This window comes from Corallococcus sp. M7 (genome assembly GCF_054512695.1).
Map to the genome: position 1 here is coordinate 5503049 of NZ_CM137252.1, position 16089 is coordinate 5519137.

General features: G+C 71.0%; 12 protein-coding genes. 6 read left to right on the plus strand and 6 right to left on the minus strand.

The genetic code is table 11. The annotated features are described in order from the left end of the window. Nucleotides 1–10 precede the first annotated feature (10 nt). Together ACX114_RS21830 and ACX114_RS21835 are read right to left on the minus strand one after the other, a co-directional pair. A complete protein-coding gene (locus ACX114_RS21830; RefSeq protein WP_459287430.1) occupies nucleotides 11–526 on the minus strand; it encodes a hypothetical protein in 516 nt (171 codons plus the stop codon). Further along, entirely contained in the window at nucleotides 514–2013 is a 1500-nt protein-coding gene (locus tag ACX114_RS21835) for an OpgD/OpgG family glucan biosynthesis protein (protein WP_459300234.1), read from the minus strand. Before ACX114_RS21835 ends, ACX114_RS21830 begins: the two co-directional genes overlap by 13 nt. Nucleotides 2014–2565: 552 nt before the next feature. Between ACX114_RS21835 and ACX114_RS21840 the strand changes: the two genes are divergently transcribed. From ACX114_RS21840 to ACX114_RS21855, 4 genes are all read left to right on the plus strand, one after another. Beyond that, the gene (locus ACX114_RS21840) at nucleotides 2566–4020 is read left to right on the plus strand and encodes a DEAD/DEAH box helicase (RefSeq protein WP_459287432.1); all 1455 of its coding nucleotides are present in this window, start codon (nucleotides 2566–2568) and stop codon (nucleotides 4018–4020) included. A 191-nt stretch (nucleotides 4021–4211) separates the two neighbouring features. Further along, nucleotides 4212–6476 carry a serine/threonine-protein kinase gene (locus ACX114_RS21845; protein ID WP_459287434.1) on the plus strand — a complete coding sequence of 755 codons (2265 nt, stop codon included), beginning with the start codon at nucleotides 4212–4214 and terminating at the stop codon, nucleotides 6474–6476. 53 nt (nucleotides 6477–6529) lie between these two features. Next, a complete protein-coding gene (locus ACX114_RS21850) occupies nucleotides 6530–7351 on the plus strand; it encodes a hypothetical protein (protein WP_459287436.1) in 822 nt (273 codons plus the stop codon). 11 nt (nucleotides 7352–7362) lie between these two features. After that, a complete protein-coding gene (locus tag ACX114_RS21855) occupies nucleotides 7363–8187 on the plus strand; it encodes a hypothetical protein (protein ID WP_459287438.1) in 825 nt (274 codons plus the stop codon). 16 nt (nucleotides 8188–8203) lie between these two features. Here the strand turns inward: ACX114_RS21855 and ACX114_RS21860 are convergent, their stop codons facing one another. Then, nucleotides 8204–9169, minus strand: a complete 966-nt coding sequence (locus ACX114_RS21860) for a 3-oxoacyl-[acyl-carrier-protein] synthase III C-terminal domain-containing protein (RefSeq protein ID WP_459287440.1) — start codon at nucleotides 9167–9169, stop codon at nucleotides 8204–8206. A 5-nt stretch (nucleotides 9170–9174) separates the two neighbouring features. Next, entirely contained in the window at nucleotides 9175–11091 is a 1917-nt protein-coding gene (locus ACX114_RS21865; protein WP_459287442.1) for a thiamine pyrophosphate-binding protein, read from the minus strand. 394 nt (nucleotides 11092–11485) lie between these two features. Here ACX114_RS21865 and ACX114_RS21870 point away from each other — a divergent pair, with 394 nt between their 5' ends. Together ACX114_RS21870 and ACX114_RS21875 are read left to right on the plus strand one after the other, a co-directional pair. Next, nucleotides 11486–11899, plus strand: a complete 414-nt coding sequence (locus ACX114_RS21870; RefSeq protein WP_120579775.1) for a hypothetical protein — start codon at nucleotides 11486–11488, stop codon at nucleotides 11897–11899. Nucleotides 11900–12179: 280 nt separating this feature from the next. Further along, nucleotides 12180–13796, plus strand: a complete 1617-nt coding sequence (locus tag ACX114_RS21875) for a tetratricopeptide repeat protein (RefSeq protein ID WP_459287444.1) — start codon at nucleotides 12180–12182, stop codon at nucleotides 13794–13796. A gap of 3 nt (nucleotides 13797–13799) precedes the next feature. Here ACX114_RS21875 and ACX114_RS21880 read toward each other — a convergent pair whose 3' ends face one another. Together ACX114_RS21880 and ACX114_RS21885 are read right to left on the minus strand one after the other, a co-directional pair. Further along, nucleotides 13800–14378, minus strand: coding sequence for a GNAT family N-acetyltransferase (locus ACX114_RS21880; RefSeq protein WP_459287446.1), 579 nt, complete (start codon nucleotides 14376–14378; stop codon nucleotides 13800–13802). Nucleotides 14379–14431: 53 nt separating this feature from the next. Further along, a complete protein-coding gene (locus ACX114_RS21885; RefSeq protein WP_459287448.1) occupies nucleotides 14432–16087 on the minus strand; it encodes a HEAT repeat domain-containing protein in 1656 nt (551 codons plus the stop codon). Between the last annotated feature and the right edge of the window lie 2 nt (nucleotides 16088–16089).

The window sequence follows — 16089 nt, forward strand, 5'->3', positions numbered from 1 at the left end:
AGGGGCCGCGCTAGCGCGACGGCGACACGCCCGCCTGGCTGGCGGCCGGACGCAGCCAGCGGCGCAGCATGTCCATGAAGGGATTGAGCACGAGCACCTGCTCGCGCATCTGGCAGGGCACCTCCGCCGGGGCGGACATGGGCACTGCTTCACACACCGCGCGGCGCCACGCGTCCGGCAGCGAGGCCGGAGCGCGCATCAGCACGTCCGCGCCCCAGCGCGCGCCGCCCACCAGCACGAACGCGGCCCGGCCGCGCACCAGCAGCGACGGCCCCACGTGCGCGGGCCCCAGGACCTCCGCCAGCCAGCCCTCCACCCGCCACCGCGCGAGCGCCAGCGCGGCCTCCGGCGACAGGGACATTTCACGCGTGCCCAGGACCCAGCCCGCCAGCTTCTCCAGGTCGTTGCGGCCGGTGAAGCCGAAGTCCTGGAAGAAGTTCTCCAGCGCGGCGCGGGTGTCCGCGCGGGCCTCCTGGGGCATCGCCGGAGCGAAGGAGATGAACGGGTGCGTGGTCACGGAATCCACAGGTAGCTCCAGGTCTCGGTGAGGGTCTCGGAACCGCGTTTCAGGAAGCAGCGCAGCTCGACGGGGCCTTCTCCGTCGGGCATGAGCTCGAAGGCCGCGCGGAAGCCACCGGTGACGGCGTGGACCTCGGCGCGCGGGTGCAGCACCTGGCCGCGCGAAGCGGTGACGACCGCCTCCACGGGACCGGTGCCTTCCTTGCTGGCCTTCGTGAAGTCGAGGACGAAGCGACGCGCCCCCGGCTTGCTGCCCGCCGCGACACGCGTCGCCGCGACGGTGGAACCTCCGGCCTTCACGCCCTCGGGGGAGAAGCCCCAGGACAGCCGGTAGGAGAAGCGAAGCTGTGCACCCGCCTGCACCGGTGCATCCGGCACCCAGAAGGCCACGATGTTGTCGTGGATCTCCTCGCGGGTGGGCAGCTCCACGAGCCGCACGGAGCCCGCGCCCCAGTCACCCACCGGCTCCACCCAGGCGCCCGGGCGCCGCTCGGAGCGCGCCTCCAGGTCCTCATAGCTGCTGAACGCCTGGTCGCGCTGCAACAGGCCGAAGCCCGACAGCCCGTCCGTGTGGAAGCTGCTCACCTGGATCTGCTTCGGGTTCTTCAGGGGGCGCCACAGCTTCTCGCCGTTCTTCATCCACACGGAGATGCCGTCGGAGTCGTGCACCTCCGGGCGGAAGTCGTCGAAGTCGCCGGGGTCGTTCTCTCCAAAGAGGAACATGCTGGTGAGCGGCGCCACGCCCAGCTGGCGCACCGCCTTGCGCGCGAACACCGTGGACTCCACGTCCATCACGGTCCGCTCACCCGGGCGGATGGCGAAGCGATACGCGCCCGTGACGCTGGGGCTGTCCATCAGCGCGTGGACCACCACCGTGTCCGAGCCCTTCGCCGGCGTCTCCAGCCAGAACTCGCGGAACGTGGGGAACTCCTCGCCCCCCGGCTGCGCCGTGTCGATGGCGAGCCCGCGCGCGGACAGGCCGTACAGGTTGCCCTTGCCCAGCGCGCGGAAGTAGCTGGCGCCCAGGAAGACCACCAATTCGTCGTAGTAGTCCTTCGTGTTGAGCGGCGCGTTGAGGCGGAAGCCCGCGAAGCCGTTCACCTTGCCCTTGGGCGGCGTGCCCACCAGGGGGCCATAGGTGAACTGGTCCGTGGAGAACGGCACGGGGCGCGCCTTGCCGCCCTCCACCACGTTCACGCCCACCGGACGGGTGTAATAAAAACCGGGGTGGAAGAACTGTGCCCTGAAAGGCAGCGCCTCCTCACGCCACAGCGACGCGGAATCGCGGAAGCGGATGTCCCGGTACTGATCGTAGGTGAGCTTCTCGAAGGACGGCGGCACACCGACGGGCGGCTCCTGGTACGGCTTCGCGGCCAGCGCGCGGACCTTCTCCACCACCGTCTGGGCGGAGAATCCGGAGGCCTTCGCCGTCCCCGCCTTCGGCTGCTGGGCACACGCCAGCGAAGCCACGCACAGCCCCAACCCCCAGGCCATCCCCACCGTCTGTCGCTGCCACCGCTTCAAGTCCCGCTCCTCACCAGGGTCCACCGCCCGCGCCAGTACGGCGCGACGCGGCAAAGGCTAGCAACGGTCATGCCAATCGGCAGGTGCTGGGGAATTTCCCAGTCATTCCAAGGACCTGCCCAAGGTGGGCGTCAGGCGGTTCCTTTGGACTCCAATGATTTCGGCGGCTTGAGAGGGCGCCGAGAGAGGGGGCTGCCGGTGCCTGGATTGGGGGGTTGTGGACGATGGGGACAGGCGTCCAACAGCCCTGTCCGAAATCTCCACACCGGCCGGGGGCAGGCGGGCGGGGAGGATTTCCCGGGACATTGCCGCCCGTTGCAGGCAGTGTGGCCGGGCCCTGGACGGCACCGGCGGGAATCCTCCCGGACGCCCAGGGGTTCCAAGACGTTCCCAGGTGCCTCGGGCCGTTGATTGGCCTGACCGCGTACCGCCAGGCGCCCCCGCAATACCGCGGGAGGGCGCGCTGCGCGGTCGGTCCCCCGCCGGAGGGGGAGTGCGCCGACCCTTCACTTGCGGGATTTCATGACTTTCGACGAACTGCAGTTGACCGATTCGCTCCTCAAGGCCGTCAAGGCGGAGGGCTACACCACGCCGACGCCCATCCAGGCGAAGGCGATTCCCCATGCCCTGGCGGGCAAGGACGTGCTGGGCGTGGCCCAGACGGGCACGGGCAAGACGGCGGCGTTCGCGCTGCCCATCCTCCAGCGGCTTTCCGCGAAGGCGCCCGCGGGCGGCGCGCGTCCGGTGCGCTGCCTGGTGCTGACGCCCACGCGCGAGCTGGCCAGCCAGGTGAGTGACAGCTTCGCCACCTACGGCAAGAACCTGCCCCTGCGCCACGCGGTGGTGTTCGGCGGCGTGGGCCAGAATCCGCAGGTCCAGGCGCTGCGCCAGGGCGTGGACATCCTGGTGGCGACGCCGGGGCGCCTGCTGGATCTCATCGACCAGGGGTTCGTGACCCTGCGCGCGCTGGAAGTGTTCGTGCTGGACGAGGCGGACCGCATGCTGGACATGGGGTTCATCCACGACGTGCGGCGGGTCATCAAGGTGCTGCCGCCGGTGCGCCAGACGCTGTTCTTCAGCGCGACGCTGCCGCCGGACATCATGGACCTGGCGCGCAACATCCTGAAGGAGCCGGTGCGCGTGGAGGTGACGCCCGCGTCCAGCACGGCGGAGACGGTGAGCCAGCAGGTGTACTTCGTGGAGCGCGAGGAGAAGCGCGCGCTGCTCACGCACCTGCTCCAGGACGCGAAGGCGATCCCGCGCGCGCTCGTTTTCACGCGCACGAAGCACGGCGCCAACCGCGTGGCCAAGCAGCTCACGGCGGCGGGCGTGCGCGCGGACGCCATCCACGGCAACAAGAGCCAGAACGCCCGCGAGCGCGCGCTGGACGAGTTCCGCGCCGGCACCCTGCGCGTGCTGGTGGCCACGGACATCGCGGCGCGCGGCATCGACATCGACGGGCTGTCGCACGTGTTCAACTACGACCTGCCCAACGTGCCGGAGCAGTACGTGCACCGCATCGGCCGCACGGGCCGCGCGGGCGCCAGCGGCCAGGCCGTGTCCTTCTGCGACTCCGAGGAGCGCGCGTACCTGCGCGACATCGAGCGCACCATCCGCCGCAGCGTGCCGGTGGTGGCGGACTCCGCGTTCCGTTCGCACCTGCCCCCTCCCCTGCCCGGTGACGTGGAGGAGAGCCGTCCTCCGATGAACCGGGGTGGCCGGGGCCAGTCGCGCGGCGGTGGTGGCGGCGGCGGTGGGGGTCAGCGTCGGGGTGGCGGGCAGCGCCGCGGTGGTGGCGGCGGCGGTCAGGGCCGTCCGAACGGTGGCCAGCCGCGTCAGGCCAGCGGTGGCGGCAATGCCCAGGCGCCGCGCGGTGGTGGCCAGGGCCGCCCGCCGCAGGCCCGTCCGGCGGTGGCGTCGCCTGCCGCGGGGCCGAGCTCGCCTCCGCCCCGGCGGACGATGTCCAAGTGGGGCTGAGCCCTCGTCCCTGCTAGGCAGGGATGGAGTTCATGACGCCCGGGTCCTCTCACGAGGGTCCGGGCGTTCGACTGTCCGGGGTATGGCGGCGGGGGGTTGGGCGCGTTCCCTGGCGGATGGGGCGTGGTAGCGTGGCGCCTTGTTTCACGGTGGTGCTTCGCACCCCTTTGTCATCAGGACACGCCTCTTCCATGACGCGCTCGGCAGACGGTGAGCTGCACATCGATTCAGTCCTCCGGAATACCTACAAAGTCGTCTCCGTGTTGGGGCGGGGCGGCATGGGTTCGGTGTTCCTGGCCCAGCACCTGCGGCTTCCGGGCAAGCAGGTCGCGGTGAAGGTGCTGCGGGTAGGCGACCACGTGGGGCCGGACCTCCACGTGCGCTTCCGGCGGGAGGCGGAGATCGCCTCGCGGCTGGGGCACCCGAACATCGTGGAGGTGCTGGACTTCGACACGCTGGAGGACGGCAGTCCGTTCCTGGTGCTGGAGTACCTGCGCGGCGAGAGCCTCGCGGACCGGCTGCGGCGTGGGCGGCTGACGTTGGAGGAGGTGTTCTCCTTCACGCGGCAGATGGGGTCCGCGTTGCAGACGGCGCACCGCGCGGGCGTCGTGCACCGCGACCTGAAGCCCGCGAACATCTTCCTGGTGCCCACGGACTCCGGCGGCGTGGTGGGCGAGCGGGTGAAGCTGCTCGACTTCGGCATCTCCAAGGTCATGTCGTCGGAGACGCTGCAGACGCAGGAGGCGGTGCTCATCGGCACGCCGCAGTACATGTCGCCGGAGCAGGCGCAGGGGCAGAACAGCCGCATCGACGCGAGGACGGATCTGTTCGCGCTGGGCGGCATCGTGTTCGAGATGATCTCCGGGATGACGCCCTTCGGTGGCGGGTCGCTCGCGCAGATCATCTACCGCGTGGTGCACGAGCCGCCGGTGTCGCTGGCCACGCTGATGCCGGACCTGCCGCCGAACGTCGCGAAGGCGGTGGCGAGGGCGCTGGAGAAGAACCCGGACCACCGCCATCCGGACGTCGCGTCGTTCATCGCGGAGCTCACGGGGACGCAGCTTCAGTCGCTGCCGGAGACGGCGGAGCAGATCGAAGCCCGGACCTTCGGAAGAGCGAAGCGTCCCTCCGGAGTCGCCCTCCCCTCCGTGGCGCCGAGCGACGACGACGGGACGGGCGCCACGATGGCGCCGTCGAACAAGGGGCCGGGGACGGGCCGCTTTGGAGCGGATGCGTTGTCGGCGTCGGATGACATCGGCTTCGACGCGACGATGGCACCCCGGGCGAGCGGCACGGTCCCGTTCGGACAGCCGCCGCAGGTGGCCGGCGGCACGATGGGCTTCGGCGCCACGCAGGCGCCCGGAAGCGGCATGGGGAGCTCGGGCGTGGCCCTGCCGGCGCCCGGTGCTCCCGCGCAGATGCCGGGAAGCTACAGCGGACAGCAGGCCGCCCCCGGCTACAGCACGGGCCAATACGGCATGGGTGGGCAGGCCGCTCAGGGATACGCCGCGGGCCAGCAGGCCGTCCCGGGCAGCATGGGCGGGCACCTGGCCGCTCCTGGCTACTCCACGGGGCAGCAGGTCGCTCCGGGCAGCATGGGCGGGCACCAGGCCGTGCCGGGCAGCTACGGCGGTCAGCAGGCCGCGCCGGGCAGCTTCAGTGGTCAGCAGATGCCGCAGGGCTACGGGCAGCACGCCGCTCCGGGCAGCATGGGCGGCCAGCAGGCCGTACCGGGCAGCTACGGTGGCCAGCAGGCGGTGCCGGGCAGCCTCGCGGGCGCCGTCGGTCCCCAGGGGCAGCCGCTCGCCCCGGTGAGCATGTCGGGTCAGCCCGGTCCGATGACGATGCCGGTGCCCGCCGCGGTCCCGTCAAAGTCTCGCGTGCTGCCCATCGCGGGCGCCGCAGCGCTGATCATCGGTGCCGTGGGACTTGGATGGTGGCTGCGGCCTCCGCCGCCCGTGGCAACGCCGCCGGGTGCCGTGAACGCGCCCCCTCCCGCCATCCCGCCACTCAGCCCTCCGCCCGTGGCCGCGCCGCCGCCCACCATCGCGCAGACGCCGACGCCTCCGCCCGTCACGCCGACGACCGTCAGCGACTCGCCCGCGAAGGTCGAGACGCCGGTGCAGCCCACCACCCCAGGAAAGACGGTCGTCAAGACGAGCAGCAAGACGCAGGCTCCGCGCATCCCCTTCGAGCCTACCGACCCCATTGCACTCAACGACTTGAATGAAGCTCGCGCGGCGGCAGCACGGGACGTGGAGGGAGCAATCCGCGCGGCCAAGCGCAGCTACGCGGCCCAGGACAACCTGGCCGCGCACCTCCTCGCCATCAAGCTCCGATGCCAGACCAAGGACATGGTCAATTCCGGCCCGGAAGCGAGCAAGATCCTCCCGTCGGAACTGACGCGGCAGCTCATCGCCGAATGTCGGAGCAATGGTATTGAATTGAAGAAGTAAGCGAACACCGCCCGTCCACGCAACCCCGGACGGGTGAGGGGGATACATCCAACATGAAATGCATCGTCGCCGTGGCCGTGCTGGCCACCGTTCTAGGCACCCTGCCCGCCCGGGCCGCGCCGCCCGCTCCCGTGGAAGCCGGCAAGGTGTTCGTCGGTCCGCAGGGAGAACAGGTCGCCGTCGTTCCCCTCGCGCCCCGTGAGCAGAAGAAGTTCCTCCTGCGCATCCAGGGCACGGGCTCCGTGCTGGACAACCTGGTCCTCCCCTACACCCTGAAGGACTGGAGCAGCCCCAGCACGCTGCGCCACAACTACACGACCCAGTGGCACGGCAAGGACTACTCGCCGTTCATCATCGTGGGCAAGAACGCGGAGCTGCACTTCCCCGGCGGCCCCGGCAACGGCATCGCCGTCCAGTACGACGAGGCGCGCTCCCAGAAGCTCAAGCCGGAGGAGGTCTACGCCCAGCACCAGCAGCAGACCCAGAGCGGCCAGCTCGCGAAGCTGATGGCCTTCGACCGCAAGGCGGAGGAAGCCGTCCACGACACCGCCTACGCCGAAGCGCTCCAGGCGCTGAACACCACCTGCGGCACCTCCGTGGCGGGCGCCATCGACTGGACCACCGTCACCGAGCCCTTCCTCAAGGCCCAGAGGATTTCCCGCTACTGCGTCCCCCCGCTCACCGCGCTGAAGGCCCTGTGCGACGTCTCCGAGGAGGCCCGCGCCACCGTGAAGGCCCGCCTGAAGAACATGGACTGCCGCTTCGGCGCCGCGCTGGAGCCCGCCCTCCAGGGCGACCGCTTCGTGTGGACCACCACCCCGGACGCGAGCCAGCAGGAGAAGGCCGCCACCCGCTACTTCAAGAAGAACCTCTAGGCCCGCGCACCATGCTCTTCCAACGCATCCTCCCCGTGGCCGTGCTCCTCTCCGCCAGTCCCGCCGCCGCCGTCGAACCGCCGTGGGGCAAGGCGGAGAACCTGGGCCAGCGCATGCTCCTGGAGGCCACCGCCGTCTGCACCGACGGCCGCGGCCACTACGTCGTCTCCGTGCCCCGCGAGGACACGGACGAGCTGGAGGACCAGCTCTACTACGGCGACGGCAAGTCCCTGGTGGTGGTGCCCCGGCCGAAGAGCCGGAACCTGAACGCCACCACCTTCCTGGATCCGCGCTTCTTCAACCCCAACGGCACCGCCGACTACGACGGCGTGGACCTGCGCGTGCACTCGGCGCTGAGCGTGGACATGAAGGAGCGCAGCTGCTCCCTGCGCTGCGGCGAGCGCAAGGTGACGCTGGAGATGCTCCCCGGCGCCCAGGCGCGGGAGCTCTTGCGCAAGGCCACCTACGTGCCCAACCCGCAGAAGTTCGTCCCGCACGCGCTGCTGCGGGACTCAGAGGGCACGTACTACTACGTGGACAAGGGCTTCACGCCCGCGGAGTCCCGCAACTTCCGCGTGTTCATCGGGCCGCGCGGGGACCTGAAGCCGCAGAAGATGACCAACGTGGTCGCGGACTCGGAGGGTGAGATCTTCACCACCAAGAAGGGCCAGCTGCGGCTCGTCATCGACCGCGCGCAGAAGCCCATCTGGATCGAGAAGGCGCGCAAGGAGGTGGAGCTGCGCAACGTCCCCGTGGAGCAGAACCTGCCCCTCATCTACAACGAGCTGGGTGTCTACACGGGCATCCGGCTGGGCACGCCCTGCGACGACCAGTAGCGCGGGCGGCCTTCCGCTAGACGCGCACCAGCAACGCCATCTGGTGCGCGCCAATGCCCAGGCCGACCATCACCAGGTACTTCGTGCGCAGCTCACGGCGGAACCGGGCCAGCGTCACCGGCATGGACGCGTGCACCATGTTCCCGTACTGCTCGAAGGTGTCCAGGTACTCGCGCGGGCGGATCTCCTGCGCCCAGTGGTCCATCAGCTTGCGCGTGGCCTGGTGGGAGATGAGCGTCACGTCCTCGCGCGCGATGCCGTGCTTCGTGAGCAGCCGCTCCACCAGCCGGGGCGGCCCGTTCATCCCCGAGTTCAGGAACGCCTTCACGCCCGAGGTGGGGGCGATGCCATAGGTTGGGTACGCGAGGCCGGACTCCGGACGCGGGCCCATCATCATCGCGCCGTATTCGTCGCTGAAGGTGTCCGCGCCCCAGTCCACCAGCGTGAGCCCCTCCCCCGCGCCCACCACCACCGCGCCCGCCCCGTCGCCAATGCCGATGGCGTGGCCCTGCGTGTAGTCCACGTTGCGGGTCCACGCGGAGCCCACCGCCACCATCGCGTGCTGGATGCTGCCCGCGCGCAGGGCCTCCCAGGCCAGCACCACGCCCATCAGGAAGTTGGCGAAGTCCGCGTTCACGGGCACCACCAGCGTGCCCTGGGACAGGCCCAGCTCGCGGTGCACCGCGTACAGCTCGTTGGGCGCGATGAACTCCGACACGGACACGTAGCCGTACAGCCGCTCCACGTCCGCGGCCGTCAGCCCCGCGTCCTGGAGCGCGGCGGCGCCCGCCTTCGCGGTGAGCGCGGCCAGGGACTCGCCCGGGTCCAGCACCCGGCGCTCGCGGTTGCCGTAGAAGAGCGCGTGCTCCCCACCGCTTCCGGCGGCGCGGCGCAGGGGCTCGAACAGCGGGTCGTCATTGCCGCGAACCTGCTCCGGGACAGCGGCGCCGACTCCCAGGAGCGCGAAGGTCGCGGCCGGCATGGGTGCTACTTCCCGTCCGACGCCACGGCGGCGAAGCGGTCGCCGTACGGCGGAACCTCGCGGTAGTCGATGTGGGCGACGATGACCTGCGGCTGGCCGGTCTCGTTCGCGCGGCGCAGCACTTCCGGCAGCAGCGCGTCCAGCTGGCCGGGGCCGTTCACCGTGTAGGCGCGCGCGCCCAGCGACTCGGAGAAGGCCTTCAGGTCCGGGTTGCCCAGGCCGTAGTAGTCATCCTCCAGCGGCACGGTGCGGTCCTGCACGTGCTCGCCGTGGTTCACCATGCCCAGGAAGTTGTCGTTGAGGACGATGGTCACCGTGCCCACGCGGTAGCGCGAGGCGGTGATCATCTCCGTGCCGTTCATCAGGAACGCGCCGTCACCGACGATGGCCACCGCGGAGCGGTCCGGCCGGCCCACCTTGCCGCCGATGACGGCGCCGCAGGACCAGCCCATGGACGACAGGCCGCACGGGTAGAAGATGCGCGCGGGGGGCGTGATGTGCAGCAGGTGGGACGTCCAACCCGTGCAGTTGCCCATGTCGATGTACAGGTCCATGTCCGGGCTCAGGTGCTTGTCGAGCTCCGCCATCAGGTCCTGCGGCTTCACCGAGTCCCGGTCCTGCGGGGTGCGGACGACGGGCGCGGGCTCCGTCAGCGCCATCACCTGCGCCCAGCGCTCCTGCACGCGCGCGCCGCTGGACGGGCCAATCATCTGCCCCAGCTCCGCCAGGCCCGTCATCACCGAGCCCACGTCCGCCACGATGGGCAGCCGCACCGGCAGGAACTGGCCGATGTTGGAGGCGTTCACGTCCACCTGGATGACGTGGTGGATGGACTGGAAGTAGCGGTGGAAGCTGCGGGAGGCCCACTCACCCAGGCGGCTGCCCAGGACGAGCATCACGTCCACGCCGTCGCGCAGGTACGCCTCGGCGCGCTTGCTGCCGGCCAGGCCCAGCACGCCCAGCGACAGCGCCTCGCGCTCGGAGAACAGCCCCTTGCCGCGCATGCTGGTGGCCACCGGGATGCCGTGCTGGGTGATGAACGCGGTGAACACCTCCGCGTGCTCCGCCATCGCCTCGCGCGCGCCCGAGCCCAGGAAGATGAGCGGACGGCGCGCGGTGCGCAGCAGCGTGAAGGCGGCGCGCAGGTCCTCGAAGGGCGCCGTCGCCGGACGCGCGCGGAAGGCGCCGCGCGTGGTGGGAACGGAGGCGCGGTGGATGGGCTGGCGCGCGATGTTGGCCGGCACGCTCAGGTGCGCGGCGCCGCCGGGCAGGCCCTGCGCGGTGCGCAGCGAACGCGCCAACAGCCGCTGGAAGCTCTGCGCGTCCGGCACGCCCGTGGAGCTGGCGCACGCCTGGCGGAACATCTCCACCGTGTTCACGCCGTGGGTGCTGCTGCTCTCCTGGATGGCCATCAGGCCCACGCGGTCCGTGGCGATGTTGCCGCTGATGGCCAGCATGGGCACGCCGTCCAGGTGCGCGGAGGCCACGCCCGTCAGCGCGTTGGTGGCACCCGGGCCCGCCGTCACCATGCACACGCCCAGCTTGCCCGTGGCGCGCGCGTAGCCATCCGCCATGAACGCCGCGCCACCCTCGTGCGACGCGATGATGAAGCGCATGGACTTGTGCTTGCGCAGCGCCTGCTGGAACGGGGCGATGTTGCCGCCCGGGACGCCGAACACCGCGTCCACCTCCTCCGCCTCCAGGTGCGCGATCACGCAGTCGGCGACCGTGAGGTCCTCCACCGTCTTGAAGCCCCGCGCATTCACGTCCCCGTACATGGGGATCGGCTCGCCGTGACGGGCCTCCAGCGCGTTCGCCTTCCCCGTGGCCGGTGCCTCGTGACGGAGCGCCTCGACGGGCACCTCGTTGCGCAGGGTGTTCGACGTGACGGCCTGGAGCTCAGCGAGCGAGGAGTTGGACATTGAAGGACGGTCTCCAAGGCCCCGGAACCCGTGAGGTCGACGCCGCTGCTGCGCCGATTCGCTGCCACCGAGTCCGGGGGGACCTCGATGCGTGTGACAGTGTTGCGGGGGTGCTGAAAAACTGCATCCCCTTAATAGCGGAGAAGCGAGCGAGTGTGAAGTAAAATTAGTGGAAAGTTCGCCTGACGCTGGATTCTCACACTTCGTGACGAGTACCACGTTTACCCGGGGACGTCTCTATCTTCACGGGGAGGACGTGGTTCGCGCGCGTACGCAGGTGCAGCAGGAGTGGATCCACACTCGTGCTGACTGGGGTAGGCTCATGGGCGCGCTGCCATCCGGCCGGAGTCGCACGGCAACGGCGCGTGCACCACAAAATCAACGTGGGGGTTTCATGGCTGAGAATCTGCGAACGGAGTACGGCTTCCGGCTCAATGCGCCGGGCTACATCACCCCTGCCGAGGCCAAGGTCTGGTTCGAGGACCTTCGCGCCAAGGTGGCGATCAAGCGTGGGCGGCCCTTCGGCCTGATGGTGGACATCCGCGGCCAGAAGGCGAACCCGCCGGAGACCCAGGAGATCATCAAGCAGGCGATGGGCTGGCTCCGGCAGAACGGCATGGTGCGCTCGGCGGTGGTGCTCGACAGCACCGTGGCCCGCCTGATGATGGTGCGCATGGCCAAGCAGAGCGGCGTGTACGAGTGGGAGCGCTACATCGACGCGTCGAAGGACTCGGATTGGGAGCACAAGGCGATCGACTGGATCACGAACGCCACGGAGCCCTCGAAGGAAGAGGACGCCGCGGCCTGAGGCTGGCCCCCGGGTGATGGCGGTGGCAGCCTCCTGCTGAGCGAGGCCCACCGCCTCCCCTGCCCGTTCGCGGGCGCTGTTTCCCCTCTACCTGCCAGGTCCTGTCCCCGTGATTCCCGGGTCCCTTCGGACGCCAGGCTGGTTCAGGGCGGTCCTGCTCCTCCTCGCCGGATTCCTGGGGCTGCGCTGCGCGGCTCCGTCACAGTCCCGTGACGGAGCGCGGGCGAGCACCTCTCTGTCCGCGGTTTCCTCCCCTGCCCCCACCGTGAGGCCGTTGCGGGTGCGCGTGTACGCGGACGTGGACCACCGTGCGCGGGGCCTTCACTGGGAGCGCGGCTTCGCGGCATGGCTCCAGCGCGCGAGCGAGTCGGTGCGCGGGCCCCTGGGCATCACGTTCGAACTGGAATCCGCCCGGGCGTGGGATCGGCGTGGTTCGGATGGTCCGCTGGAGCCGGTGCTGGAGGCCCTGGAGGAAATGGACGCGGGCGAGGACGTGGACCTCGTCGTGGGCCTGGTGGCGGCACCGGCGACGTTCAGCGGCGCGCAGCACGAGCTGGGCTTCGCGCGCGTGCTGGGGCGGCACTGCGTGCTGCGCGGCCTGGGCGGAGAGCTGCCGGTGGAGGCGCGGCAGCGGCTGGAGGTGGCGGTCCTGCTGCACGAGTGGGCCCACACCCTGGGCGCGCCGCACGTGCGCGACGGCCGGGGATGGATGTCACCGAAGTACGACGCGGGCCAGACGGGGTTCGATGCGCGGACGCTCGCGCTGCTCGGCGCGGGGCTGAAGCACCTGCCCGGGGCGCGCGTGGAGTTGGAGGCACAGAAGGCCTGGGCCCGGGAGCTGCGCGGGGCGGTGGAGGCCATGACGGACCCGGCCTGGGAAGGCCCCGAGCGGGACTTCCTCCTCGAATGGACGGAGCGGGTGCGCGCCTCCAGCGTCGTGCTGGGGCCGGAGGGCACGCCCCGTTCGCTGACACCGCTGGAGCGGCAACGGCTGGCGGAGGTCATCGCCCTGGAGAAGGCGGGCCGGCCGGAGGTGGCCGCGGAGGCCCTGGAGCCGCTGGCCGTGCGGCACCCCCAGAACGAACGCGTGCAGTTGCTGGCGTGCTACCTCGCCGTGCACCTCACGCCGGGACTGGACGCCACGCGAGAGCGCTGCGAGCGGGCCATCGCGCGCTTTCCCCGCGAGCCCTCGCTGCGCATGAACGTGGCGCTGCTCCACCTGCACGCGGGCCGCTTCGACGAGGCCCGGGACAGCCTGGTCGCGGCGAGGACGAACCTGGAGGCCCGTGCGGACGTGGAGCCCACGCAGTGGGCGGACCTGGCGGCCCTCTTCCTGCGCGCCCACTGCGTGACGTGGGCGGAAGAGACCGCGGCCCGGGCGCCGGGGCTGGCGGCCTCCGCGGCCGTGCTGGAGCAGGCGGCCCGCCTCCGAAGACAGGTGGCGCTGCCAGTTCGAACGGACGCGAGCGAAGCCGCGCGCGAGGGAGCCCTGGTGCGCGCGGTGTCCGACGTGGAGGCGCTGCTGCATGCCGGCTCCTCGGGGCCCGCGAAGGAGCGCATCGCCGCGCTGGCCCGGGAGTATCCAGCGAGCCCTTCCGTCACGCTCCTGCACTGCGAGCTGCACCTGCTCCAGGGGCGCCTGGGCTCCGCGCGCACCGCCTGTGAGCGGGTGCTCGCGTTCCGGGAGGATGCGGTGCAGGCGCACCTGCTGCTCGGCGTGCTGGCGACGAACACGCGTGCGCATGCGCGTGCACGCAAGCATCTGGAGCGGGTCATCGCCCTGGAGCCTTCGCGCACGGAGGCGTGGCACCTGCTCGCGCGCGAGTACCGGGGCACCCGCCAGTTGAAGACGCTCCAGGCGCGCTACCGTGAACAGTTCGCGCGCGACCTGCCTTGAGGCCTACGTCGCGACGGATGCGCGCCAGGCGTCCTCGAGCAGCGCGAACAGGATGATGTCGTTGAACCCGCCCCCGTTCCCGTCGGCCTGGTAGCCGCGCATCACGCCTTCCTGCTGGAAGCCCACGCGCAGCAGCGCCTTGGCCGACGCGCTGTTGCGCGCGTTCACCAGGCCCTCGATGCGGTGCAGGTTCAGCTGCTCGAAGCCGAAGCGGATCAGCGCGGGCAGGATGCCTGTCATCACGCCCTGTCCCCACAGTGAGCGCCCCACCATGTAGCCCACCTCCGCGCGGCGGTCCTTCTGGCTCCAGTTGAAGAGGGTCAGGTAGCCCAGGGGCGTCGGGTCCTCGTCCTTCGACAGCACCCACCGGATGCCCTTGCCCTGGCGCATCGCCTCCAGGTCGCCGGTCAGCTTCTGGTGCAGCGTCTCCCGGAGCACGGGCACCGTGAAGTTCAGGCTCCGAGCGACCTCCGGGTGCGAGTACAGCGCGATGACGCCGTCCATGTCCTCGGGGGTGAAGACGCGCACCCGGAATGGCGCGGGAACGACGGGCAGCGGAAGCGTGACGTAGGAGAGGGACATGCGGGCGGGCACCCTACCGGGTGGACGCCATCACCGCCATGGCGAGGGCGTTCTCACGCGTCCGTCAGCAGCCGGCGCCGCTCGCGCAGCACGTCGCGAAGTGGATCCCACTCCCCTCGCGCCCATGGCAGCACCTCGTCCACCATCGCCCGGTGGAGGAAGGCCAGCGCCTCGTCGGGCGTGCGACTCCAGGTGAGGGTGGAGTCCCTCCACCCCTCGTCCACGGTCATGCAGGCTCCGCTTCTCAACGCCCGGTACGCGGCGAAGACGCACGTCGCCAGCAGGTGCTCCGGCTCTTTGGGCGTGAGGCCGGTGAAGCCCACGTGCCGCTTGTCGGCGTCCGCCACCATCAGCGTCGCGTAATGGATGCACCACGCCGCGTTGAACAACTCCGACGCCAGGAGCTGGCTGGGGACGAACAAGCCAATCTCCATCGCCTTGCGCTGGTGCGCCTCATCCGGCGCGAGGACCCACTCCTCCAGCGCGAGAAGGGCCGACTGCGCGCCGTCGTTCTCCGGCCCATGCCTGTCCCAGACGCGCGCCGCGATGCGCGCCACCGCCACGCACAGCCGGACCTCCTCCTCCTGGCTCAGCGGCCCCAGCGACTCCACCCAGTCTTGAAGCCGGGCGGAGTCCGGATGCTCCGCATCCACCGGCAGCGGCCCCGGCCCCGCGAGCGCCAGGGCCATTCGCGGTGAGCCCGGCCCCGGGGTCCGCGCCTCCACGGGCAAAGGGCCACTCCGAACGATGGCGTCCGCCACCGACTCGGCCTGCACGCGCATGTCCCAGGCGAAGGGATCCCCGTGCCCCCGCTTCTCGGCGTGCGTCACCACGCGCCGCAGCAGCCCCACCGCCGGCCGGGCCTGCGCCCCCATCCCCGCGAGCAGATGGAGCGCGAAGAGCCCCTGCCGCGCTCCGTCCCGGTCACTCGGAAGAAGGCCCACCAGTCCCCGCGCCGTCTTGTCCAAGAGGGGCAGTGCACGCGACGGAGAGAGCCAGGACAGCACCTGGAGGACGACGACGCGGCTCTCGTCGTCCAGCACCACCTGTTCCTCCAGCGCGTGAAGGACCGCTTCGGAAGGCGGAGTACACCGGCCCAGCACGCGCAGCGCGGAGCGGCGGACGTAGGGACTCTCGTCCGACAACCTTCGCAGGGCTTCGTGCAGCACGTCGTCCGGAACGGGGCCGTCCAGCGCCGCGAGCACGTCCAGCGCCGTCGCCCGCGCCTGCCACTGCGTCTTGTCCTGGCAGGCCTCCAATAGCAGCCGCACCGCGAGCCGCGTGGGCCGGGGACGCAGGTACACCAGGGCCCGCATCGCCTGGCGCTGGACCCGGGCGCTCCGCCGGGACAGAAGCCCCAGCACGGCGGGCACCGCGCACCGGGGCGGTGGGCGCGGTGCCATCAACGCCTCGAGCACGTTCAAGCGGATGTTCGCGTCCGCGGTCTCCTTCTCCGCCAGTTGGGGCGTCGCCAGCACCTCCAGCAGCGCGGGCACCGCCCCCAGGCCAATGGCCCGCAGCGCTTCGTGCGCGTCGTACGTATCGCCCCGCCGCAACCTCCCCTGCGCCACCAGCTCCGCCACCCACTCGCGAGGCGTGCGGTCCGCATGCCGGAAGCCCGAGCGCACCATCAGCGCATCCAGCCTGCGCAGCGAGGCGAGGTCGTCCCCGGAGGCCCGCCGCCGGGCCTCCGCCAGTGCGTCACCCATCA